The sequence below is a fragment of the Pseudoneobacillus rhizolycopersici genome (genome assembly GCF_054786815.1).
Window position 1 is genome coordinate 64,899 of sequence record NZ_JBTOOE010000005.1, and the last position, 24,411, is coordinate 89,309.

At 36.9% G+C, this 24,411-nt stretch carries 25 protein-coding genes, 1 pseudogene and 1 riboswitch; of the genes and pseudogenes, 8 read left to right on the forward strand and 18 right to left on the reverse strand.

Annotated elements, in window-relative coordinates; all coding sequences use genetic code 11:
- Positions 1 to 20: 20 nt before the first annotated feature.
- From ACX9YW_RS07365 to ACX9YW_RS07380, 4 genes are all read right to left on the reverse strand, one after another.
- Positions 21 to 1,559 (reverse strand): alpha-amylase family glycosyl hydrolase, encoded by a 1,539-nt coding sequence (locus tag ACX9YW_RS07365; protein ID WP_460344129.1) that lies wholly within the window; start codon positions 1,557 to 1,559, stop codon positions 21 to 23.
- A 70-nt stretch (positions 1,560 to 1,629) separates the two neighbouring features.
- The gene (locus ACX9YW_RS07370) at positions 1,630 to 2,472 is read right to left on the reverse strand and encodes a sugar ABC transporter permease (protein ID WP_460344132.1); all 843 of its coding nucleotides are present in this window, start codon (positions 2,470 to 2,472) and stop codon (positions 1,630 to 1,632) included.
- 1 nt (position 2,473) lies between these two features.
- Positions 2,474 to 3,757, reverse strand: a complete 1,284-nt coding sequence (locus tag ACX9YW_RS07375; RefSeq protein WP_460344135.1) for a carbohydrate ABC transporter permease — start codon at positions 3,755 to 3,757, stop codon at positions 2,474 to 2,476.
- Positions 3,758 to 3,948: 191 nt separating this feature from the next.
- Positions 3,949 to 5,223 (reverse strand): extracellular solute-binding protein, encoded by a 1,275-nt coding sequence (locus tag ACX9YW_RS07380; protein ID WP_460344138.1) that lies wholly within the window; start codon positions 5,221 to 5,223, stop codon positions 3,949 to 3,951.
- A 339-nt stretch (positions 5,224 to 5,562) separates the two neighbouring features.
- On the opposite strand from ACX9YW_RS07380, the gene ACX9YW_RS07385 reads away from it, so the two are divergent.
- Positions 5,563 to 7,320, forward strand: a complete 1,758-nt coding sequence (locus tag ACX9YW_RS07385) for an alpha-glycosidase (RefSeq protein WP_460344141.1) — start codon at positions 5,563 to 5,565, stop codon at positions 7,318 to 7,320.
- Positions 7,321 to 7,359: 39 nt separating this feature from the next.
- Here the strand turns inward: ACX9YW_RS07385 and asnB are convergent, their stop codons facing one another.
- Positions 7,360 to 9,207, reverse strand: a complete 1,848-nt coding sequence (gene asnB, locus ACX9YW_RS07390) for an asparagine synthase (glutamine-hydrolyzing) (RefSeq protein ID WP_460344144.1) — start codon at positions 9,205 to 9,207, stop codon at positions 7,360 to 7,362.
- Between the two features lie 164 nt (positions 9,208 to 9,371).
- Between asnB and ACX9YW_RS07395 the strand changes: the two genes are divergently transcribed.
- Entirely contained in the window at positions 9,372 to 9,935 is a 564-nt protein-coding gene (locus ACX9YW_RS07395; RefSeq protein ID WP_460344147.1) for a DUF2777 domain-containing protein, read from the forward strand.
- A 459-nt stretch (positions 9,936 to 10,394) separates the two neighbouring features.
- Here the strand turns inward: ACX9YW_RS07395 and ACX9YW_RS07400 are convergent, their stop codons facing one another.
- From ACX9YW_RS07400 to ACX9YW_RS07455, 12 genes are all read right to left on the reverse strand, one after another.
- Positions 10,395 to 10,748 (reverse strand): YisL family protein, encoded by a 354-nt coding sequence (locus tag ACX9YW_RS07400; protein ID WP_460344150.1) that lies wholly within the window; start codon positions 10,746 to 10,748, stop codon positions 10,395 to 10,397.
- A gap of 128 nt (positions 10,749 to 10,876) precedes the next feature.
- Complete coding sequence (locus ACX9YW_RS07405) at positions 10,877 to 11,797, reverse strand: type II secretion system F family protein (RefSeq protein ID WP_460344153.1); 921 nt, start codon at positions 11,795 to 11,797, stop codon at positions 10,877 to 10,879.
- 5 nt (positions 11,798 to 11,802) lie between these two features.
- Positions 11,803 to 12,762 carry a type II secretion system F family protein gene (locus ACX9YW_RS07410; protein WP_460344156.1) on the reverse strand — a complete coding sequence of 320 codons (960 nt, stop codon included), beginning with the start codon at positions 12,760 to 12,762 and terminating at the stop codon, positions 11,803 to 11,805.
- Entirely contained in the window at positions 12,759 to 14,159 is a 1,401-nt protein-coding gene (locus tag ACX9YW_RS07415; RefSeq protein WP_460344159.1) for a TadA family conjugal transfer-associated ATPase, read from the reverse strand. Before ACX9YW_RS07415 ends, ACX9YW_RS07410 begins: the two co-directional genes overlap by 4 nt.
- Complete coding sequence (locus ACX9YW_RS07420; RefSeq protein WP_460344162.1) at positions 14,156 to 15,016, reverse strand: CpaE/TadZ family protein; 861 nt, start codon at positions 15,014 to 15,016, stop codon at positions 14,156 to 14,158. Before ACX9YW_RS07420 ends, ACX9YW_RS07415 begins: the two co-directional genes overlap by 4 nt.
- Positions 15,017 to 15,039: 23 nt before the next feature.
- Positions 15,040 to 15,744 carry a Flp pilus assembly protein CpaB gene (gene cpaB, locus ACX9YW_RS07425; RefSeq protein WP_460344165.1) on the reverse strand — a complete coding sequence of 235 codons (705 nt, stop codon included), beginning with the start codon at positions 15,742 to 15,744 and terminating at the stop codon, positions 15,040 to 15,042.
- 11 nt (positions 15,745 to 15,755) lie between these two features.
- Positions 15,756 to 16,670, reverse strand: coding sequence for a TadE/TadG family type IV pilus assembly protein (locus ACX9YW_RS07430; RefSeq protein WP_460344168.1), 915 nt, complete (start codon positions 16,668 to 16,670; stop codon positions 15,756 to 15,758).
- A gap of 1 nt (position 16,671) precedes the next feature.
- Positions 16,672 to 17,052 carry a TadE/TadG family type IV pilus assembly protein gene (locus ACX9YW_RS07435; RefSeq protein ID WP_460344171.1) on the reverse strand — a complete coding sequence of 127 codons (381 nt, stop codon included), beginning with the start codon at positions 17,050 to 17,052 and terminating at the stop codon, positions 16,672 to 16,674.
- Positions 17,046 to 17,570 (reverse strand): A24 family peptidase, encoded by a 525-nt coding sequence (locus ACX9YW_RS07440; RefSeq protein ID WP_460344174.1) that lies wholly within the window; start codon positions 17,568 to 17,570, stop codon positions 17,046 to 17,048. The genes ACX9YW_RS07435 and ACX9YW_RS07440 overlap by 7 nt, the downstream gene beginning before the upstream one ends.
- Positions 17,571 to 17,680: 110 nt before the next feature.
- Positions 17,681 to 17,869, reverse strand: a complete 189-nt coding sequence (locus ACX9YW_RS07445) for a Flp family type IVb pilin (RefSeq protein ID WP_460344177.1) — start codon at positions 17,867 to 17,869, stop codon at positions 17,681 to 17,683.
- Between the two features lie 16 nt (positions 17,870 to 17,885).
- Entirely contained in the window at positions 17,886 to 18,227 is a 342-nt protein-coding gene (locus tag ACX9YW_RS07450) for a DUF192 domain-containing protein (protein ID WP_460344179.1), read from the reverse strand.
- A 90-nt stretch (positions 18,228 to 18,317) separates the two neighbouring features.
- Positions 18,318 to 18,404, reverse strand: a riboswitch (cyclic di-GMP riboswitch).
- 234 nt (positions 18,405 to 18,638) lie between these two features.
- On the reverse strand, positions 18,639 to 19,805 hold the full coding sequence (locus ACX9YW_RS07455) for a DUF418 domain-containing protein (protein ID WP_460344182.1): 1,167 nt from the start codon (positions 19,803 to 19,805) through the stop codon (positions 18,639 to 18,641).
- A 160-nt stretch (positions 19,806 to 19,965) separates the two neighbouring features.
- Between ACX9YW_RS07455 and ACX9YW_RS07460 the strand changes: the two genes are divergently transcribed.
- From ACX9YW_RS07460 to ACX9YW_RS07485, 6 genes are read left to right on the forward strand one after another with little or no spacing between them, the layout of a single operon-like run.
- The gene (locus tag ACX9YW_RS07460) at positions 19,966 to 20,190 is read left to right on the forward strand and encodes a spore germination protein (RefSeq protein ID WP_460344185.1); all 225 of its coding nucleotides are present in this window, start codon (positions 19,966 to 19,968) and stop codon (positions 20,188 to 20,190) included.
- Positions 20,191 to 20,234: 44 nt separating this feature from the next.
- The gene (locus ACX9YW_RS07465) at positions 20,235 to 20,504 is read left to right on the forward strand and encodes a spore germination protein GerPB (protein ID WP_460344188.1); all 270 of its coding nucleotides are present in this window, start codon (positions 20,235 to 20,237) and stop codon (positions 20,502 to 20,504) included.
- Positions 20,505 to 20,533: 29 nt separating this feature from the next.
- Positions 20,534 to 21,151 (forward strand): spore germination protein GerPC, encoded by a 618-nt coding sequence (gerPC, locus tag ACX9YW_RS07470; RefSeq protein WP_460344191.1) that lies wholly within the window; start codon positions 20,534 to 20,536, stop codon positions 21,149 to 21,151.
- Positions 21,152 to 21,154: 3 nt separating this feature from the next.
- The gene (locus ACX9YW_RS07475; protein ID WP_460344646.1) at positions 21,155 to 21,334 is read left to right on the forward strand and encodes a spore germination protein GerPD; all 180 of its coding nucleotides are present in this window, start codon (positions 21,155 to 21,157) and stop codon (positions 21,332 to 21,334) included.
- A gap of 4 nt (positions 21,335 to 21,338) precedes the next feature.
- Positions 21,339 to 21,707, forward strand: a complete 369-nt coding sequence (locus ACX9YW_RS07480; protein WP_460344194.1) for a spore germination protein GerPE — start codon at positions 21,339 to 21,341, stop codon at positions 21,705 to 21,707.
- A 15-nt stretch (positions 21,708 to 21,722) separates the two neighbouring features.
- On the forward strand, positions 21,723 to 21,941 hold the full coding sequence (locus tag ACX9YW_RS07485; RefSeq protein ID WP_460344197.1) for a spore germination protein: 219 nt from the start codon (positions 21,723 to 21,725) through the stop codon (positions 21,939 to 21,941).
- Positions 21,942 to 21,963: 22 nt separating this feature from the next.
- On the opposite strand, the pseudogene addA reads toward ACX9YW_RS07485, so the two are convergent.
- Positions 21,964 to 24,393, reverse strand: a pseudogene (gene addA / locus ACX9YW_RS07490) (helicase-exonuclease AddAB subunit AddA); the annotation flags it as partial.
- Positions 24,394 to 24,411 lie beyond the last annotated feature (18 nt).

The window sequence follows — 24,411 nt, forward strand, 5'->3', positions numbered from 1 at the left end:
TTTACACCTCCTCATTCGAATTAATGCGGTTGATTTTGCTTAGACTTTTTCTTAACCAAATAAATAAACAATAGAAAGGCAAAAATAATTAATCCCATAGCGATAAAGTAAGAATAGTTAATACCTGATTTTTCAGCTAAAACATAGATTTCCGCCATTTCTCTATCCATGATTATTTCATATTTATCTTCTGTTCCACGCACTAAATCATTTGCTAAAAGACCGCGAAGTTCTTTATTTGATTCAAGATCCTTTGCAGTTAACGTGACATTCTGCGTCTTGGATGTGTTATTGATTGCGATAACGGATACCTCATCCTGATAGACTCTTTTGAAAACGGCCATCCCTTTATCTTCATATAAAACTTCCAGCGTCCCTCTCGTTAAGGAAGGTAACTGCTGACGCAATTCACCAATCTTAGTAATATAATCGATTAATTCTTCATCAGTACGAAAGCTCATTTGTCTTCTGTTATCTGGATCTTTCCCACCATTTAAAGCAATCTCCGAACCATAATAAACAATTGGAATACCTGGTGTTGTATAAAGATAAGTCAAGGCTAATTTCCAACGTGTTCCTGGATTTTGTCGATTTTGTACAATATCTGATGTAAATCTCACTGTATCATGATTATCTAGAAAATTCCCCATTAAATATGGTTCTTCATAAATAACGTTATTTCTTTTAAAATTTGTAAACAACCAGTCCAATGTTTGATCAGGTTTAGCAAAAGCAGTTCTTAACTGCTCATGTAGAGGGTAATCGACAAAGCCATCAATCCCCGCTTTATCATAGGTAGCTATATAGTTAGGGTCATTAGACCATACCTCTCCTAGCAAGTAAAAATCCTCTTTAGTTTCTTTCACTCTTTGTGAAAACTTTTCCCAAAAAGAAACAGGAACATGCTTGACTGTGTCTAATCGATAACCGTCAATATCGGTCTCCGTTATCCACCATTCTGCTACGTCTAACAGGTAGTTTTCAACTTCTGAATTTTCTTGTGCTAGATCAGGTAAACCATATATCCAACCATTTTCAAGGTCTTGCTGATTTTCCCAGTTCATGATTCCCTTGTTTTCATGGAACCAGTCTTTTTTGGCCGGGTCATTAACCCATTGATGTGTAGGCGCGACATGATTAGCTACAAAATCCAAGATAATTTTTATATCTCGTTTATGCGCCTCTTTAACAAGCTTTTTAAACGTCTCGATACTTCCAAAATGCTCTTCTGTATTATAAAAATCAGTAATCCAGTAGCCATGGTAGCCCTTATCAGCATTATCAAAAATCGGCGTCATCCAAATGGCGGTAAAGCCCATATCCTTTAAATAATCTAATTTGTCAATAATTCCTTGAAAATCGCCACCATGGTAGCTAAGCGGATCTTTCGTATTAATTTTGAAGTCATTTTTCGAATCACCGTTATTAAACCGATCGACCATTAAAAAATAAATTGTTTCATCTTGCCATTTTCGTTCTTCTTTTTCAACTGCCCCAACTGGGAAAGCATAAAAAAGAAGAAACGGAATTAAGATGAGGGTTAAGAACCCTTTTTTCATTTCCGCTCCTCCTTCTTGTTGCATGGTTTTATACGCCTGCAATATTAAATTTTTTGGATTCAAGTATAGATTATCCCTTTGTCCCACCAGCCGTCAAACCTGAAACAAAATATCTTTGGAACGATAAGAAAAGTATCGCAATTGGAATGGCAATTAATACTGCCCCTGCAGCAAATGTAGTGAACTCAGCTCCAAATTGCTTCGCAACCATGTCATATAACCCAACGGCAAGTGTGTATTTTTTCTCATTTCGAAGGAGTATACTTGCAATAATAAAATCAGCAAATGGTGCAATAAACGAAAATAAGGCTACAACTGAAATGATAGGTGTTGCCAGTGGCATCACAATTTGGAAAAAGATTCTTAAGTGGCCAGCACCATCAATTTTTGCAGATTCATCTAATTCTTTCGGAATCGTATCCAGATAGCCCTTCATCAGCCATGTGTTCATTGGGATTTGACCACCAGCATAAACCAAAATTAATCCTAAGTGAGTATCCAGCAAATTTGTCATTCGCGCTAGAATAAAGATGGCAATCAAGGCAGCAAAGTTTGGAATCATTTGTAACACCAAAAATGTTAATAATCCATTTTTACGACCGACAAAACGGTAACGTGAAAAAGAATAAGCAGTAAAGCTAACTAGAAAAACAGTCAAAATCATTGTCAAAATACTAACTTTTAAAGAATTCCAATACCAATATAAGTAATTACTTTTTTCTAAATCAAACAATTTTTGATAATGAGCAATGGTTGCATTTTTCGGAATAATACTCGATCCTGATAAGCTTTGACCTGGATTAAACGACGAGCCAATAATCCAAGCAAGTGGATAAAGAATAATCGCAAACATTACAAGAATCACAAGATACGTAAGTGTCAGTCTGATAAATTTCTCTCGTTTTATACTCATATTACATCATATCCTCTTCCTGGAATGATTTTGTTCGTTTAAACTGCCATAAAGCAACAGTAATAACAATCAATGATAAGAGCATTGTAATTGCGGCTGCCTTTGAGTATTGGGCTGAAGTCATTGTTAAACGATAAATCCATGAAATTAAAATGTCTGTACCACCTGCATTGGACCCTGGTAATGCAGGTCCACCACCGTTAAACAGATAAATAAGATTGAAGTTATTAAAATTGAATGTATATTGTGTAATTAAAATTGGCGCGGTTGCAAATAAAACAAGCGGTAATGTAATATTCTTGAACTTTTGGAAATTACTCGCACCATCTACTGTTGCCGCTTCATATAATTCATCTGGAATTGACTGAAGTACTCCTGTGGTCATGGCAAAAATAAACGGAAAACCTAGCCATGATTGAATTAAAATTAAAGCTAGTCTTGTGTACAGTGGTTCAGTCATCCATTTCAACCCTTCGATACCGAAAAAACCTAAAATATCACGGTTAATCGTTCCAAAAGATTCATTAAACATACCTGCAAACACTAGAATGGAAACAAAAGCTGGAACAGCCCATGGTAAAATGAATACTGTCCGAATAATTGCCTTACCTTTCACATCTTTTTGGTTTACAATAATTGCTAAGAAAATTCCTAAGGCAACCTGGAAAGTAGTTGCAACAAATGTCCAAACCAATGTCCAGCCAAGTACGCTAAAGAATGTTTGACGCCAGATTGGAATTTTAAAGATGTCAATAAAGTTTTTAAAGCCTACCCAGTCAACTAATTTAGCTGGTGGAGAATGATACAAATCATAGTTGGTAAAAGCAAGTAAAATAACGAATAGGATTGGAAAAATAACAACAAAAACTAATAATAAAAATCCAGGGGACATGATTAGGTAAGGGAATCCATTATCGATTAAATTTTTATATTGCTCTTTAAGCGAATTTAATCTTTCTCCCTCATCCCTTTTAAGGCCGTTTTTATAGGCGTCTCTAAGGTTATACAGATAAAAGCCTAAACCAAAAATAACCACAATCAGGGCTAAGATTCCCTCTACTAGAAGGAAGATAGAATGATCTCTGAATGGTTTTTCACCTAATGTAATAAGACCCCATAAGCCCATATTAAGTAAATCACTAAATACAATAAAAAAGGAGGCCGCTAATACTAAAAAGGCAATTCCTTTTAAAAATTGCTTGTGATAAAGCTGCCCCAACCCAGGAATGATTGAAAGGATTAAAGCATTTCTACGATGATTGGTTGGATAGGACTCTTTTGACATCCTATATTTCCCCTTTCTAAATGACAAATTAGTCAGTAATATAAGCAGTTTTCAGATGCTTGATGAGAAAAAAATAATGTTTTTTTGCTCATGAAGCACCTGAACTAATCAATCATTTCCTATATAGTTCCAAAACTCTTTAAAATAGAGCAGTACCCCCAATTGGAGGTACCGCTATTTTTTCCGAAAAATTACTTCGAATGGTTTGCTTCAATGTTTTGCTTAATTTGCTCCACTGCGGCATCCATTGCTGCTTTTGGTTGAGCTTTGCCAGTTACAACTGTTTGTAAAGCATCAGCCATAGGCTTCCAAACTTCACCCATCTCTGGAATGTTTGGCATTGGAACAGCATATTGGGACTGTTCAGCAACTGCTCTAGCACCTTCGTCTTCAGCAATAGCTGGGTCATTTAATAATGCAACGTTTGTTGGAACTTCTTTTGTTTGTTCAAAACGATATTTAGAGTTCTCATCACTTGTCATGAATTCAACAAATTTTGTAGCCCACTCTTGGTTTTCTGAGTAAGCGGATACATGATATCCTTTAACTCCCATAAATGTTTTTACATGTTCGCCATTTGGAAGTGTTGGCATTGCAGCCATACCAATGTTTACCCCAGCATCCTTATAAGGTCCGAATGCCCATGGTCCACTCATAACTGAAGCTGCTTTTCCTTCTTGGAATAAACCATCCATTGCAGAGCCGCCACTTTCGCCTACGATACCAGCAGGGAATAATTTTTCAGTATACCATTTTTGAATATATTCAGCGCCTTGAACAGCACCTTCATTATTTAAACCTAAATCTTGTGGATCTAAAGTGCCATTGTTATTGTTAAACACATATCCACCCATACCACCAATGATACCATGTGCAAAATAGAAGTTATCCCAAAGCGCTAAGAATCCATAATTATCGCCTTTTGTATAATCTTTCGCAAATGCGTAAAGCTCATCCATTGTTGCTGGAGGTGTGCTCAATAAATCTTTATTGTAAATAAATACTGGTGTTTCAGAGGATTTTGGCAATCCGTAAAGTTTACCATCAAATGTTTGTGCAGAAATGGAAGATTCAGAGAATAAAGCCTTTGTATCATCGCTTACATTTAATGGTGCGATTAAACCTTCAGTTGCCACTTGGCCAATTTGGTCATGTGGTAAAGTGACGATATCTGGACCAGTTCCTGCAGGTCCATCTAAACGTAATTGGTCACGCATTTTTGTAGCCATTTCAACTTCTTTGTATTCGATTTTGATCCCATATTCAGATTCAAAATCAGCTGCTACTTTTTCTAGCCAACCAGATTTGTCTTTATCTTCCCAGACAATTAGCTTTTCTGGCTTATTCGCTTCTTCCTCTGTTTTGTTTGGTTCAGATGCGTTGTCCTCTTCCTCTTTAGGACCGCAAGCAGCTAACACCCCAAGCATTAACACAAGCATCATGAAAATTGACAATGCTTTCTTCAAGGTTACCCCTCCTAAAAATATGTAATTCTTTTTATATATTGCTCAATCGGTCTGTTAAAATGTAATTTTTTTATAAATTTATTAGCGCTTACATTTTGCGAAAACGATTGCACAACTAATTCTTATTATAAAGTTAATTCTCAATTTGACAACAGGTTTTGTAAAATTAATTTAAAAGAATTGAAATTTTTGTTACGAAAAAAATGGTAAAAATAACCTCTTTGACAATAAAAAATTAGATATTTTTTGCCCTCGTGATATTTAAGGTCTAAGATTGACATTCTAAAAAACGTGGAATACCCTATTACTAACTAATCGTTACAAAGGAGTGTTGTTAAATTGTTAAAGGAAGCTATTTACCACCGACCTAAAGATAATTATGCATACGCTTGCACGGATGGGAATTTACATATTCGCTTACGAACGAAAAGGAACGATATCGAAAATGTTTCACTCATATTCGGTGACCCTTATCATTGGGAAAATGGAAGTTGGATTACTTCAGAACAGAAAATGGTAAAAACCGGAGCAGATCAATTGTTTGATTATTGGTTTACTTCCATTAAACCGCCATTCCGTCGCTTAAAGTATGCTTTTTCCTTATCTGACAACAAGGAGAATATCTTTTACACTGAAAAAGGATTCATGAATGAATCACCTACTGATACCTATTATTGTTTTGCGTTTCCTTTTGTTAATACAGCCGATATATTTCATGCACCTGATTGGGTCAAGGATACGGTTTGGTATCAAATTTTTCCTGAGCGTTTTGGAAACGGCAATAAGGTTAATGATCCGGAAGTGACTTTAGCGTGGGGGAGTGCCGAACCTACACCGACAAACTTTTTTGGTGGTGATATCGAAGGAGTCATCGAACATCTTGATTACTTGAAAAGTCTTGGTATAAGCGGAATTTATTTCACACCTATCTTTAAGGCCTTTTCGAATCATAAGTATGATACGATAGACTATTTGGAAATCGACCCAGCTTTTGGTGACAATGAAACCTTTAAACGACTCATAAAGGCTTGCCATGAAAAGGGAATTAAACTAATGCTTGATGCTGTATTTAACCATAGCGGTTTCTACTTTCCACAATTTCAGGATGTGTTAGAAAATGGAGCCGATTCAAAATACAAGGATTGGTTCCATACTAGGGAGTTCCCTTTAGTTACTGAGCCTACTCCTAATTACGACACCTTTGCTTTTACTCCATTTATGCCAAAATTAAATACGGAGAACCCTGAAGTAAAGGAATACCTCTTAGAGGTTGGCAGATACTGGGTGAGAGAATTTGACATTGATGGTTGGCGTTTGGATGTAGCGAATGAGGTTGACCATGCCTTTTGGCGAGAATTTCGCAAAGAAGTAAAGAATATAAAGCCTGACCTTTATATTTTAGGAGAAATTTGGCATGATTCCATGCCGTGGCTGCGCGGTGACCAATTCGATGCAGTCATGAATTATCCGTTTACAACCAACATCCTTAATCTATTTGCAAAAAAGTCGATTACCGCAAAAGAATTTGTTGAGAATATGAATACAGTTCTGCATATGTACCCGAAAAATGTCAATGAAGTCGCATTTAATTTAGTGGGTAGTCATGATACTCCAAGGATACTAACAGAATGTAACGAAGATACTAATAAAGTTAAACTTATCTATACAATTCTATTAACCTTTATCGGTACACCATGTATATATTACGGAGACGAAATTGGCATGACGGGTGAACAAGACCCTGGCTGCCGTAAATGTATGGAGTGGGAAGAGTCAAAACATAATCATGATTTATTTTCACATGTTCAAAAGCTAATTAGTTTGCGCAAGGAAATACCATTATTGGCCAATGACGGGGAGCTTACCTTTATTCCGTCAGATTATCATCAAACTTGTATTGCTTATACACGTTCAAATGGATCAAAAACAATATTGGTGATAATTAATTCGGAATCGCAGCCAGTAAAATATCCTCTTCCCTTTAATTTAAAAGGGAAAAAAATCCGAAATCTGTGGACGAATGAAGAATTTGCAGCGGAATCCAATGATCTATTAGTCGACTTAGATGAATTTGGTTTTATGTTATTAGAATTCTAATCATATAAAAGGGGGCACCTAATAGGGTCCCCCTTTTCTTTAATCAACAACTTGAATATTGTAATCCTTAAACCATATATGAATTTGCGCTAAATGAGCGAGCAGTTGTGGCCCTGACATTAATTGGCCGTACCAAGGGGTTTTATAATAGCTACCCCCTGAATCAATAAGATTTTGTAATTCTTCTTTCTTAAAAAACTCCAACAGTGCAGTGTTTTTGTCTTGCAATATTTCCTGTAGCCATTTTGTGACTGCTTTCGTGTAATTTGGATTATGGGTTTTGGGATATGGACTTTTCTTTCGATAAAGGACATCGTTAGGTAAAATTCCTTCTAACGCCTTTCTGAGTAGACCTTTTTCCCTGTTCAGATAATTTTTATAGTCCCATGGAATATTCCATACGTATTCAACTAGGCGGTGGTCAGCAAACGGGACCCGGACCTCCAGACTTGCCCCCATACTCATCCGATCTTTTCGTTCCAATAACGTCTGCATGAACCATTGTTGGTTCAAGTAAAAAAGTTCTCTTCTTTTCCGCTCCTGCTGACTTTCTCCTTCAAGATGAGGGGTTTCTGCAATGGTTTCTGCGTATTTCTGCATCATATATTCATTTATGTTTAATTTCTGATTCCATTCAGTTCGTAATAAATCTTGCCTTACTTCAGTCGAACGCATCCATGGGAATCCTTCCCGATTTAAATCTTCCTCGCGGTAAAACCACGGATAACCGCCAAAGATTTCATCCGCACATTCACCTGACAGACTTACAACAAAATCCTTTTTTATTTCACGACAGAACCATAGTAATGAAGAGTCAACGTCCGCCATTCCAGGAAGGTCTTTTACATGGACGGCTTCGATGAGATCTTCTACAAGTTTGTCTTGAGTTATCACACAGGTATGATGCCTAGTAGATAGATTATTTACCATCATTTGAATATATTTCGAATCCGAATCTGGTTGGAATTCATTTGCTTGAAAAAAATGCTGATTCCCTTCGTAATCTATGGAATAGGTGTGAAGGTCACCCTTCCCTTCCTGTTTATAGGCAGCAGCTGCAATGGCCGTGATCGCACTTGAATCGACTCCACCTGATAGGAACGTACAAAGTGGGACATCGGAAACAAGTTGTCTTGTAATCGCATCTGAAACTAGAAAGCGCACCTTTTCTACCGTCTCTTCGAAGCTATCTTGGTGGTGTTCGCTAATAACCTTCCAATACTGCCAAATATTTTTCCCGTTGCGATTAAAGGTCAACGCATGACCAGGCCGTAGTTCCTGAATCCCTTTGAAGATTCCATGTCCTGGAGAGCGTGATGGTCCTAGCCCAAAAATTTCTGCCAACCCATCTCTGCCAACTTCTGTCTTTACTTCGGGATGAGCTAGAATTGCCTTTAATTCCGAACCAAAAAGAAGACCACTACCTAAATTTTTAAGAAAGAGAGGCTTTACACCTAAACGATCCCGAGCAATAAATAGCTGCTCCTTTTTTTCATCCCATACGGCAAAAGCAAAAATACCATTCAAATAATTGACACAGTTTTCAGCCCATTCTATATAGGCAGTTAACAGAACTTCTGTGTCAGAATGCCCCCTAAAAGAATATCCTTTTAATAATAGCTCTTTTCGAATCTCCTCTGTATTATAAAGTTCTCCATTATAACAAATGGTATAGGAAAAGTTGTTTTTTTCTTTGTTCATTGGCTGTTTTCCACCTACTGGATCGACAACTGTTAATCGCTTATGTCCAAATCCAACATGGTTTGCAGTCCAGACATTGGTGTCATCCGGCCCTCTTTTTGCCAAAGTCTCAGTCATTTTTTTAATAGATAATGCTTCATTCAATAAATTTCTCTTAAAATCAATCCAGCCGGTTACACCACACATTATCTCCAACCCTTTCCATTAATTTAACTAAAAGTTATTTGAGAGTTTTATTTTATTCGGCATGGGCGAAATGGTAAATTGTCCAAAAAATGACGAACTTCGTTTAAAAATAGTTGATTCTGTCTACAAAGGAGAAAGAGAGCTACATTCATGGAGGTAAACAGATGAGCCAGCAGCAACGCAGCAGATTAATGGAATACCAAAACAGAGCCTTTACCGAAGGTTCTGTAGAATATATAAATAATCAATGGGTGTTCTTCGACAATGAAACGGAAGAAGCTTCATTAATGGAAGATTATCTCCATCAAGAAATTGAAATACTTCGTTTAAATCGTTGGCGAAGAGGTATTTTATTTGAGGAAGGTAAGATTTGCCTCCCCAACGAGAATCTTTTCCTAAATGACCATGACCAAATCAGAATCCGAAAGCATTTGTTGTATTCTTTAGAAACGGTACTTAACGAGATGAATGATGATGCTTTTTTTCAATTTGTGACGACACTAAATTCGATGCAGTTTTCGATTTATGATTGTATATATTGCTATAATCATTTAAGTTTTTTAGATCGAGATGAAGGGAAAAACGGGGTCAATTTTATGATTTTCGATAATGAAGACTATATATGCAATGTTCAACATCATTTTTGTTACCACGAAAAAACAAATGACCGTTTTGAGTTTACATTAAACAATGGAAAACGGGTTGTAATTGAGAAAATCATTTCATAAGTTCATTTTGTTGCCCCCCTGCTGAAGGCTTGGGGGTTTTTTGTGGTAGGCTTTTGGTCTGGAGTTCAGGTGGTTGAGCGGGAAGTTGGGCTTATCTCTGAAAAGTTGGGCATATATCTGAAAAGTTGGGCATATATTTCAAAAGTTGGAAATATGTTGCTGAAAGTTGGGCATATATTTCAAAAGTTGGAAATATGTTGCTAAAAGTTGGGCATATATTTTTTTAGTTGGGCATATATGCGTAAAGTTGGGCATATCCTAAAAAACTTGTGCGTATTTTTTGAAAATTCAATTTGGATTTTTGATATTTTGACAATAAAATGAGATTTTTTCACATTTAAAAGGCATTTATTACTAAAATGATGTCATTTTCGCTAAAAAAACACAATAAAACCTTCTTTTCCTGACAACCACACCTCCAAAAAATAAAAATGCTGCCAAAATGACAGCATTTTCTTCTTACATCGGAAGTTTAAATCCTAAAAACAGCGCTAAAGCAAATGCAACAACAAAGAGTATCCAAAAAGGGGTAGTTGGTTGTTTCTTCTTTGCTTTAGCTAAAATCATTTCAATGGAACTAATTACTAGAATTCCAGATAATGCTTTCAAGATGTATTGGAATGCTAGGTCCGTTTTTAACATTCCTTGACCAAATAATAAATGTAATCCTGTTGCCAAAATAACAATGTACATCACCCGAATGATCATTGTTACAATTTTAGCGCCCTTTTCCTTGCCACTATTTTGAAGGAAAATAGCCACAAACAATAAAATAATGGCCAAAAACCAACCTGTCATATGTGCATGTGTCATTAATAAGTTGCCTCCTTATGTATATAACGTACAATCTGTATCTTAGCATACTTTTTCTGAGATTAGAAATATTGAAACTTTGAAAATGAAGTTTTCCCAAAATAAAAACGACCCGTATGGATCGTCCTTTATTTTTGAAAGGCTTGTATAAATTGAATAACAGCGGGGCCTAATAAAACAATAAAAAGACTTGGAAAAATAAAAAATATTAATGGAAAAAGCATTTTAATAGGAGCTTTCATGGCTTGTTCTTCAGCTCGTTGTTTCCTTTGTTCTCTTACTTCTTGAGATTGAACTCGGAGAACTTGGACCATTCCAATCCCTAATTTTTCTGCCTGGAGGATTCCTCCAATAAATCCACGTACCTCATCTACTTCAATTCTATCGCGAATTCCCGCCATAGCTTCTCTGCGCGTTTTACCTAAGCGGATTTCTTCAAGGCAACGGTGAAACTCATCGGCAATAATGCCGTGTTTTTTGGACACCACTTTATTCATGGCGGAGTCAAATCCTAGCCCTGCTTCTAAACTTACAGTTAATAAATCTAGAATATCCGGTAGTTCACGTAATGCTTTTTTATTTCTCAGCTTCATTTTATTCTTCAAATACGTATTTGGCAAAAACAAGGCTACTAACATACCCACAATAATAAATAACAGAATAATGGCAGGTTTGACCTTTAGTATAAATGCATATCCACCAAAAACAACAGGAAGAATGACAATCAAACCAATCTGTATTAATCTAAAATCCACCGGAGTCATATTTAACGGATTACCAGCTTGCTGAAGTTTTCTTTCCAGCTTTGCTTCTTTTTCACCGGGCATTTTTTTCTTGAAGCTCTTTTTAAAATCTGCCCAAACAGGCTTTATAAATCGTTGATATAACGTCTGATGTTCACTTTGTTCCTTCGAATTACTTTCAACTTTCTTTTCCCCAGACAAAAAGACAGCCATTCGTTGTTTTAACTTATTCTCTTTTTCAATTCGAATTAGGAAAACACCGTAAATGAATAAGGTGATTGACAGAAAAAATGCAATATAAATCATGTTGCCTACACCTCAATTGTCGTTACTTTTTTAATCAGTATAAAGCCAATTATCCCCGAAATAATTGCTGCAATAATTAATCCGATTCCTAGTGGATGGTTAAATAATGTACCAATATACTCGGGATCGATGGTGTAAATTAATAACCCAAGGATCAATGGTAATAATGCTATTACAATTCCCGATAACCTCCCTTGCGCTGTTAAGGTCTTAATTTGTCCTTGTATTTTCATACGGTCTCTAATAGTTTCGACTATTTTATCCAGCACAGTCGCCAAATTTCCACCAACCTGCCGCTGGATTAAAATCGCCTGAATCATTAAATCAAGGTCTTCACTTGGCATTCGTTCTTTTAATGAATTCAGTGAATCTTCTAAAGTACTCCCGTATTGCATTTCCTTTAAAACTGTCTCCATTTCTTCCTTAATAGGAGATTCCGATTCTTCTGTCACTGATTTCAATGCTTGGGGAAAACTAAATCCCGCTCTTAAAGACCCAATTACGGTAGATAGCATATCTGGTAAACCCGCATTAAATTTAGCCAATCTATTTCGTTGTTTTTTCTTTAAATACCATTTTGGTAAAATGTACCCTATAAATGCTCCAAGAATAAAGAATAGAAACATGCGGTTAACAACAAAGAGTAAACCACCAAAGAATGCCGTACTTATCCATTGAAACATTACATATTCTTCAGGTTTTAGAGGGAGACCCGATCTTGCAATCATAATTTCCAATTTATTATTTTTATCTCTTGTTAATACATTTTTTCTTATTTTTTGCTTTGTTATTTGAAAATGCAAAAACAGATTAAATTGTTTAGGGTTTAAAGGTTTATCCTCTAATGACAAATATCGTTTCAATCGTTGTTCTAATCTCCGTTCGGATGGAAAAATTACTTTTAATAAAAAATAGAATATAAGGAAACTAGTGAGCAAAAAGAACAACAAAATTAGTATTTTCATGACTTCCACACCTCATCGCCAATAAACACACTGGCTGAAATATGGATTCCTGATGATTCAAGTTTTTCGTAGAATTTTGGTCTCACTCCAGTCGGTGCAAGCATTCCAATAATCTTACCTTCAGGTGAAACCCCCTCTTGGACAAAGGTAAATATATCTTGAAGAACAATGACTTCTCCTTCCATTCCTTGAACCTCAGTAATATTGGTTATTTTACGTGAACCGTCTTTTAAACGAGATTGTTGGATAATTAGGTCCAGTGCACCAGAAATTTGTTCTCGAATGGCTCTAACAGGCAAATCCACACCTGCCAAAAGAACCATTGTTTCTAATCTCGCAATCATATCACGAGGACTGTTAGAGTGCCCAGTAGCCAAAGAACCATCATGTCCAGTGTTCATAGCTTGCAACATGTCCAATGCTTCAGAGCCGCGAACTTCCCCTATCACAACTCTATCAGGTCTCATTCGTAGGGAGTTTTTTACTAAGTCACGAATCGTTATTGCACCTTTTCCTTCAATATTTGCTGGACGTGATTCTAGCGAAACAACATGTTCTTGGGCTAATTGAAGCTCTGCGGCATCTTCAATGGTTACAATTCGTTCATCTTCCGGAATAAAATTCGATAGAACATTCAAAGTGGTTGTTTTACCAGATCCGGTTCCACCACTTACAAAAATATTTAATCTTGCCTTAACACAAGCATCGAGGAATGTGGCCATATCAGCTGTTAAAGTTCCAAAATTTACAAGATCCTCTATTTGAAACGGGTCTTTCGAGAATTTTCGAATGGTAATAGTGGGTCCATTTAAGGCAAGTGGTGGAATAATCGCATTTACACGGGACCCATCTGGTAATCTTGCATCTACCATTGGAGAACTTTCATCAATCCTTCTTCCAATTGGCGCAACAATTTTTTCAATTACACTCATAACATGCTCGTCATCTCTAAATTTAATAGATGTTAAAACGAGCTTACCTTTTCGTTCACAATAAACTTGGTTAGGTCCATTTACCATTACCTCAGAAACTTCATCATCTAGTAATAATGGGTTTATTGGTCCGAATCCAGTTAGATCATTGATTAAATCATCAACTACTTTTTTTCGATCGGTTTGCCCACGAAAGGTTTCATCTTCTTTTATTATTTCAATCGCAAAACCATCAAGTTTCGGGATGATGGATTCAACGTCATCATCCTTTAACTCTGCCAGAATTTTTTTATGAAGCAGGTTTTTGAGTTCCTGATTTTTATCTATTTTTAGGGTTTTTACTTGCTTTGGTGGTTCAGGAACAATTTGTTCGTGCAATGTGCTGGTTAAATCTAACTTTGATTCAACAGGAAGACCGTCATTTGCTGTTGATCCCTTCTCCTTGATGCGATGTAATAAACTCATTCCCTGTTACCTCCTTTATAACGTTTCTTTGAAAAAAACTTAGACATTAAAGAGGTTTTTTGACTTGCTTTTTGTACTATCTTTTTCTGCTTTGAAGTAATTTGCTCAGCCATTTTAAAAATAGCCTTTGCCACTTCGGTCTTACTATGATTTTTCACAAATGGTATTCCAATATTTAATGATTGTGAGCACACCTGAAAATCATTGGGAATATAGTAAGGAGTTTCTTCTTTCAAGATTTGCGCAGCATCAGTCGCCGATATGACACTTTCCATTGTCGCACGATTGATAATAACCTTTACTTTTTCCCGAAGTCCAAGCATCTCGAAAGTTTCTAACATTAACTTAGTGTTCTTTAAAGTTGCCATTTCCAAATTCGTGACGATCAGGATTTGATCCGCTCTTTCTACCAGATTTAACGTGTGATCATTAAACCCAACTCCTGTGTCCACAAAAACATAATCAAATAATGTCAACATAGTGTCCAATATTGTATTAACGCTTTCCTTTGTAATTAAATCCGCAAATTCCGGTCTATCTGGTGCAGGCAGTACCTTTACTCCACTTTCATGGTTACTTAGATAACTCGGTAAGCTATGCTCATCGATAGTATTAATCGATTCAACAACCTCTTTAATCGTAAAAGAAGATTGGAGGTCCATCGCAAGTCCCACATCACCAAACTGAAAGTCCCCGTCTAAAATACTGACCGAGATATTTTTTTTATATACAGCACAAGCAAGGTTCACTGCTAGAATGGTGCGTCCAATACCGCCTTTTGCACTGCAAACGGCAATCATTTCCCCACGTATTGGGATTTCCTTATCTACAGTTTGCATGTCAATTGGGCTTTTCATGATCCGTCACCTTCCATTAAATATTAACTATCACTAGAACTTTGCTCTTTTGTGGGTTCAATAGGTCGTTGATTTAGAGTAAAATGGATACTTCCTTCTTCAGAAGATCGAACTAGGGTAACAGAGTCCTCAGGTTTTAGTTCTAATGTGACAGAACTATACTCAACATATGGTTCCTCTGATTCCTCAGGAATAACCATTTTCCGACCAACTGCAAGTACCCTTACCTTTTTTAGGATGATTTCTGATATTACCAGTTCTTTGTCATCCTTCTTTACTTTTTTTGTAAAAACAACATCCACTTCATCCTCTGGTTCTATCAAATTGGTTACTGATTGGTTAATATTAACCCCAACGGAAACCGCTCGGTAACCATCCTTTATCTTTCTTGATACATAGAGTGTTTCTTCTTTTTCAGAAATAATACGTGGCTTTAAAACCTGTTCACCTTCAAAAATCGTTGTCGTTGCTAATTTATCAACCACTTCACTTATATTTCGTAACGCATCAGGGTGAACCACTTTTTCATCCATTTGGACTAACTGAAGCTTTTCAGCTGGGATTTTTTCATTTCTTTCAATTTGCTCAGCAGCGACAACAACCTCAACTGTTGGTGTGACTGACACCGTTACAGGAGTTTCATTGTATTTATTCAAATATTGAAAGAATAAGGCTGTTGTCACAACAGCCATCAGAAGAGCTAAAAGTAAAACGACCTTCGACCTCAATTTTTGCTCACCTACTCTGTTATTCGAATTTTGTATGCTCCTCTTTCAACACTACCAACCTCTTCATAGCCTTTTCCTGCCCGTTTAATAAAAATGCCTGTTATCGACGTATCATTTTTCCCCAATGGTTCAGTAATGTAAAAATAAGCAAAGCCAGTTATGGTTACACTTTTTAATTGCTTAGAATCCAATTGATTTGGCTTATAGACCGGTATTAGAATAACTCTAGTGCAATTACGGCTAATTGCTTCAACTGGAGTAAAAGGGCAACCGTCAACGAGCTCTTTAACAACTGTTTCCGTTTTCCCGGCAATATTCCCTGTCTCAGTATTGATGACCATACCTACTTTGATTTCCTCTCGATAGCCATACCGAAGGTTTTCTTCATATGTTCTGGCCCCCGGACCTCCTAACGCTAATATCCCAAAATTCCCACCTATATTTTCAGCCGAAGTCACCTTTAACTTTTGGATTGTTCCGTATTCAAGTGGAACCCGTTCATCGACTCCCAAAGGGGCAGCTCCTATTGCCCTACCAATAGGTCGAATTCCTGCAGCGGCATGTGCCCGCACATTTACTTCGTCAAACCCAAATAATCTAGCAAAGGTAAGCTTGACTGTTTTTTTCAAATCAATCGAAACCTTGTTCTCCATTAGCACTTGTAGACCTTCTAGAGAGTGTTCCTCCTTATGTGCTTTCAAGATATCATTGACTACTGTTTTAACTCGTTCCTCTTTTGTTGTTAATTCTTGTGCCCCAGATAGAACCGCAGCATTGGCCGTTTTTTGCAAGTGAGTTTTCGTCATGTACATTAAACCAGCATCGATTCCCAGTCCTGCCATCCCCAATAGGCTGATAAACGAGAGTGTCACCATTACCAAGACATTTCCTCGTTCATTATTTACGAATTTTATTAATTTTTTCATCCTATTCCACCCTCACTGTTGAATTTGCTTCAATATATTCAGGAAGGGGTATTATTTTTGATAATAATGGTGTGTTCAACTTAAGCGGATTTTTCAAGGTCACTTTTACATATTCCCCCGATTTTCGATTTGCCTGAGTTGGTGTTATGGTTACCTGAAGAGTGCCATCACTTTGTTGGAGATAATTCTTCGCAAATTGAGTAATCTCCAAATCGGTGGCACCTAATCCCGCTTTTCGGACCGTTTCTTGGGCTGCCATGTGAAGTTTGGAAAAAGAATATACTGTTCTTCCAAAATCGAATATTCCTACTAAAAGCAGTAAAAGAACGGGAAGGACTAATGCCATTTCCACTATGGATTGTCCTTTTTCATTCCTTACCATAAGAATAGGTCCTTATAGGGATCATAGATGGCTATCAATGCTCCTATTGCAATTGCCACTCCATAAGGAAAATTCGTTCTTAATCCTTCTTTATCAAAACCAAAAGGGCTTTCAACACCTTGTCTTCTAAAAACCATAAAATAAAAAATCTGTTTTAAGCGAAAAATAACGCCCTTTCTAAACAATAGAATACAAAGGCCAATTATTCCTCCAGCAACCGCCATAAATATTGCCGTCGTTAAAACAAAGCCTATTCCTTTGATTGCTCCTATCACCGCTAATAATTTGACATCACCTGCACCCATACCACCCATGAAGTAGGGAATTAGTAAAATGGAGAAGCCTACGAGAGCACCTAATATAGAGCTAGTTAATCCCGCTAAACCAGCTGTTATAACGTGATAAATCATTGCGATAACAAAGGCTGGAAGTAAAACCTTATTATAAATTTTTCGGTTTTTTAAATCAGTTGTTACACATATGACCAGCAGAGAAATTAATACAAGATTTAACCACATTTTTCTTTACCCCTTTCAAAAGAGTAAGTCTTTGATTAAAAATAGCCTCACGTATTTTTCAACGCAAGGCCAGTGAAAATATAAGAAATTTATTTACTTTAAACTTCTTATTAAGGAGTAATCTTATCTTTAATTCCGTCTACCTTTCCAAACATATCATCAAATAATCCTTTAATCTGTTCTCCCATTAAACCAATAATAGCGATTGCAGCTACTGCTACAACTCCAAGTACAAGACCATACTCCGTCATACCTTGCCCTTGCTCTTCAACGAATAAAGCTTTGATCTTTTTCATCATTTTCAATACAACCCCTTCATATTAATTTAATTTTGTGTCCGACTTTCGTTCCTGTTTTCTGTAAAGTTCCTGGAGGCAGTTCTAGTACAGAGTGACCTGCTTTATAGACTTGTCCAATTTTTGAGGGTGGAAAGGATTCTTGTAGCCCAACAATCTCGTAATCTTTGTTGAGGTACAGGACATCAATTGGATAGTTCATAAAAAAGGTATGGATGGATTGGCAGGGTTGGATATGCATTCCGTGACCTTCAGGCAAACTAGTTGAAAACATTAGGCCTTTTAATCTCTTAAAAAATGAATGGGCTAATGAAATCTCCGTTGCTATTTCCGTACCATTTGATAGGTTCACGGCTTTCATTGTTACACCTCCAATTTTGCATACAACTCAAATAACCCCACCTTTACCGAAAGGGGGGTTCATTAGAACACAATGAATACACCCTGATCTTTCGGTAACTGGCTGGCATAGTGCTTTTGCACCTTAGCCCCTGTAGCTTTGCGTCACTGACTTTCGTCAGTTTTGCCTTTATCGAGATTCAGTGTTTTTTGTCCTATTATTTCGACTGATCTCTTGCTTTTATGATAGTATTTTTCATTTTTTTTGAAAATCGAACCAAAGGACTAATTTAATAGACCCACACTTTAGGTCTATTTACCCTCATGTATTTAATAGAATTTAGGCTTTTTAAAAAAATTTGTAGCATTTCTAGTAAATCCGAGCCATTTTATACAAGAACTTTGTCGAATTCAGGTCACTTTGTCCTACACTTTATTTCTTCCATTTAGGAATTTTCCAATAAGTAACAGCTCGCCACACCCATTCGATTGGACCATAATAATGGTTTTTTACCCAATATATACTAATTAGAGCTTGCACGATAAAGATTACTAGAACTAATAGTGTTCCTGTTCCAACCGATATTTTTCCATAAAGCCCCAAACCATAGCTATAGAAAATGAGTGTAGCTACAAAGGATTGAAATAAATAATTACTCATCGCCATTTTTCCGACTGCTTGAAACGGTTTTAAAATAGTAGTATGTTTCTCTATCAATAGAATGAAGAGGATTGCATAAGATACTGCCAACAAAGGTCCACCAAAGATATCTTGAATATATTCAGAGAATAAATTGCGAACAGCATATGGCAGCAACTTTAATAAGCTTCCTGCCAGCAAAAAAATCACTAACAACAACTTAAAACGCTTTTTATGTTCGATCATATTTTTAACCCATTTTAATTTCGCAATCCCGGCCCCTATTAAAATAAGCGGAAATATCCCAAAAAATAAAACGATTAAGTTCTCAAGATTATTAACATAACTCCAATCTTGGATCCGTTGTACGGTTATTTCGGAATAGCTACCATGTTGATATATAGCCGCCGCTTGATTCGCTTTGTCATGATTGGCGAAATGATCAGTGGGTGAAAATAGGCTAGCAAGAAATAATAGCAGACCAAATAAAATATTGGGAATCAGATAGGTAAGCACTCCAATCCATAGCAATGCTTTTCCACTCAAACCCAAAAACAGCAAGGCAACAAATCCGAACAGTGCATATATTATTAATATATCTCCATGCCAAATGAGGAAGGCGTGAATACAACCGATGACTAAAAGCATTAAGAGCCTTCTCATCGCAATTGGAGTAAAGGAAAATCCTCGTTCGATTGATCTTTCCCTCATAATCATTAAACCAAATCCGAAAAGCATGGCAAAAAGTGGATAAAAGCTGGCTTGTACAAAAAAATCGATTAAACTATAAATTGTTTGATCGGATTTTGAACTCCACCATAAGTATGGATTCAAATAAAGTACAGGTGAATGAAATGCGATCATGTTTGTTAAAAAAATCCCAAGGATTGCGAATCCCCTCATTGCATCAATCGATTGTATTCGTTCCTTCTCTTGGATTGGATTTGCCCTACTCCTCATTTTTAGTGACCTCTTTTACTTTTTTCTTTTAGATTATCATATTTACATTATCCGTCAAATATCGTGGTGCTAGTGTTTATTAGGCATTTTTATCACATTCAGCCTAAAAATACATAGGATAATAAAGAAATTTATCATTACAAGAAAAGGGTGTCCAAAAATGCCAGCAATTGTCGGTGTCGCACAGGTTATTTCAATCAGCTCCAGCTCTATTTTTAATATTGGCGATGTTTATAAAATCATGCCCATTGCCCACGCCAAGACATTTGCAGGAGCGGGCTCGTTTAATACAGGTGAAGGTCTCTATATTCATAACTTCCAAAGTCAAACAAATACTTTTGACCAAGACGGCCTTGACCAAGGAATTTTGTTTAATATTGGTTAGGGTATGACATATTGACTCTTACCGTTTAGAGAAGGTGATAATCGTTGAACTTTTACATCCAACAATCCATCAATATTCATTTAATTAAGATAGGCGGTATATCAAATTCAAGTGTATTCCAAATTGGGAGTACCGGGATTATTAAGCCAGCGGCAAATCTTTTTAATACTGGAGGCTTTATAAAACCAGCCCCAGAGGTCCAAAAACCAGGTGGTGGATTCAAAATACCTCTTAGTGAAATCGGCGGGAAAGGACCTTTTCCAACTGCACCCAGCAGTCAAGAAGCACCTCTTGTTCCGTTCTCCATCAGCTAAAAAGAGAAAGTTAGGGGGAGATCCAAACAATGATGAATTCTAATTATATTGATTACATTCATCGACTGCATGCATTTGTCGAATCACAAGATAGAAAAATAAGACAATTAGAAAAAACAGTCGGTGAGCTTGTAGAAGAAATCAAAACATTAAAAAACAAACCACCAATCCAAATCGATCGGATTGAATATAAATTTGACCAACTAAAGGTAGAAAGGTTAGATGGGACACTAAATATCGGTCTCAATCCAAGTGACTTACAAGGAATTGAAGATTTTGCTGTTAATAATCAGCAACCTACCACATCACCAACCCAGCTAGCTTATCCATTTCAATGCATTATGAGAATAGAAAGCAGTATGCTTCCTAATCTTGATCAAACTGTTAATCAAGTTGTTCAACAATATGAACAAGAGCATAGGGTAAAAATTGATGAAACCTATGTAAACTTCATAAAGGATGATGTAAAAAAGCAATTACCTAATCGCATCCACTATCACCTAAATCAAATACCTGCTGAACAAAGAGGGGATGACCAACAAAGCGAGTTGGATACAAGGATTATCGAACTGTTATATCAGGATATTCATAAAGGGATTTATACCTTCTTGAATAATCTACCAATTGAAGCGAAAGGAATGAATTAAATGATGATATTTGAAGTTTATAACCGTGATATTTGTGTAACAAATATTGAAGTGGCCGGTGTTTCTGCCTCCTCCCTTTTTATGATTGGAGATGTGCAAACAATCCAACTGGCATCCACTTTCGACACACCGCCAGAATCATTAATCATCGGACCTTTTGTCCCTTTATCACCTCAGGTATAGTACAATGCTCAGTCGGACATCAAAAGTCAATCATTTATTTGTTTACTCTATGCTTATTTCCTCGTTCCTTCAGATTGGTGACTCCACCTATGTAAATGGCTTATCAAGGGCACTAGCTGTTCAAAGACAAGCAGAAATCTTTTACGATTATGAAGGGGAGTTCTCGCAATTCTCTATTTTTAACGAAGTCATACCGCTGCCTTTAATAACCGAAGAGGTGGTTTATCAAAAAGTTGATATGTCACCAGCTATTCAAGTTGGAAATATAAGAATCATAGGGGTTTCAACCTCATCTGGCGTCCATATTGGAAATAGCGGTCAAATCTACATGGAATCGCGCATTAAGCATATCAGACAATTACTTCACGAATAAGGAAGGTGGGTTTACATGCCAGCAATTGTTGGCCCTGTTCAAATCTCAACTGTCTCTGGCGGTATTGTTCAGTTTGGAGATGCGTTGTTTGTTTCTCCAAAATCAGCGGCGAAGACTAGTTCTGGTGCCGGGGCATTAAATACAGGGATTGGTATTTTAACAGCCAATGGATTTAGCGTTAACAATGTTCTTGATACGAACCTAATAGACCAACCAGTTACTGGAAATAATTAAAAGACAGCCCTAGAGCTGTCTTTTATAATTTCAGCAAATGCCCACCATCAAAGAAAAATAAATAACGTTCATTAATTTTTCTATTCCATATTTGTTCTAGGGCACGTGTATACAGGTCAATTTGAAGCTGGTATCTATTTTTTAAGATGGGCTCAGCCTCTATGATACCACCTTTAAAACGCTCGGTTATGCCATCTGTTTTATAATCCAAGAGAACCATCCCTTTTTCATCTTCAAAAAGACAGTCGATAACCCCTTGGATAAATATTGGTTCATTTTGTCCATTCCAAGTTGGATATACCTCACTTGCTGGGAGCGCAAAACTAAATGGTACTTCCCTTTGAATTTTCTCAGCCTGTAACATTCGACGACCAATTTCCGTTTCAAAGAAGCCTAACACTTGATTAATGGTGACCACTTGTATTTGTTCAGCTGTTAACAGCTCCCGCTTTACTAAATCTTCAAGTAAATAAGAAAGAGACTGGTGAGAAACCGGTTTTGAAAAATCAATATGCTGCATGACTTGGTGCAAAATGGTTCCCTTTTCTGCTGGTGAAAACGATTTTGCTTGTAAAAACTTCGGGCGCTTTAAAATCGGCTTCTGAAATTTACTCAAAAGCTCATCTCCACTATTTTCTTGACTCATCTCTCGCTGCCGCTTCATTTCGGAAACAGATTGTTTCGAGCGGAATTTAGAGGCATTCAGAAAAGGGTATTTCCAATTTAACTGTTCAATCAGCGCATCATTCCATTCAGACTTTACAGGGACTAACAAACCCTTTTCAACAAGATCAAGATAATTATCGTCCTCGAAGTTCGTTTCTTCTGTTAAACTACTCAATTCTTGCGCTTTCAGAAGATTAATTCTCCAGCTAGATGGGTGGGAGGTTATCTCATTTGGGATTACTTGACTCACAAACGCTCCCTCTTCCAATAACTCATAACCATTTCGGTGACGGATTAAAGCAGGTCCAATCCAATCGATATAACCTGTGGCTGAAACACGGTCAAATTCTTTAAGCAACCAATCAGGATGCGAAGTTGTTTTTAACCATTGATCTCGCTTTTTGGCATATGATTTCATCGATGCAATTAAAAATAATTGCTCCTTAGCTCTTGTTAGACCAACATATAAAACTCGCATTTCCTCTGCTAGCATGTCCAGTTTTTTCTTCCGTTTAAAAGCAAGTTGCGGTAATGATGGGTAGGAGAACCTTTTTTCCGGATTAACGTATTTGTAGGCAAACCCAAAATCCTTATCAAGCATATAAGACTTTCGGATATCCATCATATTAAAACTTCTTGCTAAACCAGCCATAAAAACAAACGGAAATTCTAGGCCTTTACTGCTATGGATTGTCATGATCCTAACAACATCTTCTTGCTCCCCTAATGCTCTAGCCGCGCCGAGATCATCCCCTCGTTCGGTCATCCGTTCAACGAATCTTAAGAAACGGAACAACCCACGAAACGAAGTCTGTTCATATTGATGAGCCCGATCATACAATGCCCTTAAGTTAGCCTGACGTTGTTTTCCACCTGGCAAGCCACCAACAAAATCGTAGAAGTGGGTATCACGGTAAAGCTGCCAAATCAATTCCGTTAACGAGCCTTTTCTTGCCTGACCGCGCCAATCCGATAATAACGTGATGAACTCTGAAATTCGCTCGTATAAACTTCCACTTTCTGTAGCCGAACTATTTTTTTTAAAAGTCAGCAGTGAATCAAAAAATGAACCCTTCCGGTTAAAGGTACGGAGTCTCCCTAGCTCTTCCTCATTAAGTCCAACAATTGGTGAACGTAAAACCGATGCAAGCGGAATGTCCTGATACGGGTTGTCGATAATTTTTAATAATGACATCATGATCGCAACCTCAGTTGCTTCAAAATATCCGGTTGTTAGGTTCGCATATATTGGAATTCCCTGTTGTTTAAATTCCTCAATAATTTGAGGAGCCCATGTCATGGACCTTAAAAGAATCACAAAATCACGGTAGGTAACTGGACGGTATGATTTTGTCTTCGGATTATACACCGGTTTCCTTTCTTCGATAAGTTCTTTTATCTTTTGTACCATGAAACGAGCTTCAAGTTGTGATTGTTCTAGGTCAATTTGATCGAATTCCGCTTCAACGTCGCTTTCTGTTTCTGGAATATCCGTACCATCGTTACCATCCACTTCATTTTTTTCAAGGTCAATTAGTGTAACTTCGATGGAATAATCATCAGATTCAGGATATGGTGCACCGGGCTTTAATTCAGCTGCCTCATCGTATTCGATTTCTCCAACCTTAACCCCCATCAATTGTTTAAAGAGATAATTTGTTCCATCCAAAACTTCTTTACGACTACGAAAGTTTTTTGCTAGATCGATCCTTAATCCTGTTTGGTCTTTTTGGAAACGATTATACTTCCCTAAGAATAGGTTCGGTTCAGCAAGACGGAATCGATAGTAGGGTAAGAATCCAGC